Annotated in this window: 17 tRNA genes; all 17 read left to right on the forward strand. The window is 50.0% G+C overall.

The features are described from left to right. Positions 1-8 precede the first annotated feature (8 nt). The 17 genes from HLB29_RS09440 (at position 9) to HLB29_RS09520 (ending at position 1522) form a co-directional block, all read left to right on the forward strand. Positions 9-92 (forward strand) — tRNA-Leu (locus HLB29_RS09440). A gap of 20 nt (positions 93-112) precedes the next feature. Continuing rightward, positions 113-187, forward strand: a tRNA-Gly gene (locus HLB29_RS09445). Positions 188-205: 18 nt separating this feature from the next. Continuing rightward, positions 206-282 (forward strand) — tRNA-Arg (locus HLB29_RS09450). A gap of 10 nt (positions 283-292) precedes the next feature. Then, a tRNA-Gln gene (locus tag HLB29_RS09455) sits at positions 293-367 on the forward strand. Between the two features lie 7 nt (positions 368-374). Further along, a tRNA-Lys gene (locus tag HLB29_RS09460) sits at positions 375-447 on the forward strand. A 20-nt stretch (positions 448-467) separates the two neighbouring features. Next, positions 468-544 (forward strand) — tRNA-Met (locus HLB29_RS09465). A gap of 4 nt (positions 545-548) precedes the next feature. Beyond that, positions 549-625, forward strand: a tRNA-Ile gene (locus HLB29_RS09470). A gap of 19 nt (positions 626-644) precedes the next feature. Further along, positions 645-721 (forward strand) — tRNA-Pro (locus HLB29_RS09475). Between the two features lie 7 nt (positions 722-728). Beyond that, positions 729-805 (forward strand) — tRNA-His (locus tag HLB29_RS09480). An 8-nt stretch (positions 806-813) separates the two neighbouring features. Next, a tRNA-Cys gene (locus tag HLB29_RS09485) sits at positions 814-887 on the forward strand. A gap of 9 nt (positions 888-896) precedes the next feature. Next, positions 897-971: transfer RNA gene (locus tag HLB29_RS09490), tRNA-Asn, on the forward strand. Between the two features lie 7 nt (positions 972-978). After that, positions 979-1068, forward strand: a tRNA-Leu gene (locus HLB29_RS09495). 30 nt (positions 1069-1098) lie between these two features. Continuing rightward, a tRNA-Met gene (locus tag HLB29_RS09500) sits at positions 1099-1174 on the forward strand. 21 nt (positions 1175-1195) lie between these two features. Further along, positions 1196-1267, forward strand: a tRNA-Glu gene (locus HLB29_RS09505). A gap of 12 nt (positions 1268-1279) precedes the next feature. Then, a tRNA-Gly gene (locus HLB29_RS09510) sits at positions 1280-1353 on the forward strand. Between the two features lie 3 nt (positions 1354-1356). Continuing rightward, positions 1357-1432 (forward strand) — tRNA-Val (locus HLB29_RS09515). 13 nt (positions 1433-1445) lie between these two features. Next, positions 1446-1522, forward strand: a tRNA-Asp gene (locus HLB29_RS09520). The last annotated feature ends 109 nt before the right edge of the window (positions 1523-1631 follow it).

Raw genomic sequence — 1631 nt, forward strand, 5'->3', positions numbered from 1 at the left:
ACAAATAAGCGGATGTGGCGGAATTGGCAGACGCACTAGACTTAGGATCTAGCGCCTTTGGCGTGGGGGTTCGACTCCCTTCATCCGCACCAATTGTTTATAAAAATATCGAGCGGGAATAGTTCAGTGGTAGAGCGCGACCTTGCCAAGGTCGAAGTCGCGAGTTCGAATCTCGTTTCCCGCTCCAATTTAACTGAAAAAATGTGGGTGCATAGCTCAGCTGGATAGAGCAACGCCCTTCTAAGGCGTGTGTCCGGGGTTCGAATCCCTGTGCGCTCACCATTTTAAACATAGGGGATTCGCCAAGCGGTAAGGCATATGACTCTGACTCATACATTCGGGGGTTCAAATCCCTCATCCCCTGCCAAAAAAGTGGATCATTAGCTCAGCTGGGAGAGCACCTGACTCTTAATCAGGGTGTCCAGGGTTCGAGCCCCTGATGATCCATCGTTTTTAAACTGGAATATGGCGGTATAGCTTAGTTGGCTAGAGCGTTCGGTTCATACCCGAAAGGTCACAGGTTCAAGTCCTGTTACCGCTACCATAGTGGACCATTAGCTCAGTTGGTTAGAGCGCCCGGCTCATAACCGGTAGGTCCGGGGTTCGAGTCCCTGATGGTCCACCATTTATTTTAAATAGTATATCGAGGTGTAGCGCAGTTTGGTAGCGCACGTGGTTTGGGACCATGGGGCCGGGGGTTCGAGTCCCTCCACCTCGACCATATTGTGGTGGGTATAGCTTAGTTGGTTAAAGCGCCAGATTGTGGCTCTGGAGATCGAGAGTTCGAATCTCTTTATCCACCCCATAAAATTAGGCGACATAGCCAAGTGGTAAGGCAGTGGACTGCAACTCCTTGATCTCCAGTTCGAATCTGGATGTCGCCTCCAAATAAATATTCCAAGGTAGCTCAATGGTGGAGCAACCGGCTGTTAACCGGTAGGCTGTGGGTTCGAGCCCCACCCTTGGAGCCATGTTATTGCCGAAGTGGCGGAACTGGCAGACGCACAGGACTTAAAATCCTGCGAAACTTATACTTTCGTACCGGTTCGATTCCGGTCTTCGGCACCATGTAATATAATTCAAATAATATCCATATGTCGCGGGGTGGAGCAGTTGGCAGCTCGTCGGGCTCATAACCCGAAGGTCGAAGGTTCAAGTCCTTCCTCCGCAACCATTTTTTATTTGAATGAATTTTGGCTCCTTGGTCAAGCGGTTAAGACACCGCCCTTTCACGGCGGTAACAGGGGTTCGATTCCCCTAGGAGTCATATAATTAATATGCGGGTGTAGCTCAATGGTAGAGTTCTGGCCTTCCAAGCCAGCTGTGAGGGTTCGATCCCCTTCACCCGCTCCAAATGGGAGTATAGCTCAGCTGGGAGAGCATCTGCCTTACAAGCAGGGGGTCACAGGTTCGAGCCCTGTTACTCCCACCAAGAAAAATAATGCGGCCTGGTAGTTCAGTTGGTTAGAATGCCAGCCTGTCACGCTGGAGGTCGAGGGTTCGAGCCCCTTCCAGGTCGCCATATTATCTAAAGGATTTTAGTATAAATAATTCTAGAAAAGAAAGTAAAAAATATGCTGGTGTGGCTCAACGGTAGAGCAGCTGACTTGTAATCAGCAGGTTGTAGGTTC

The organism is Peptostreptococcus canis (assembly GCF_014229965.1).
Taxonomy (GTDB): Bacteria; Bacillota; Clostridia; order Peptostreptococcales; family Peptostreptococcaceae; genus Peptostreptococcus; species Peptostreptococcus canis.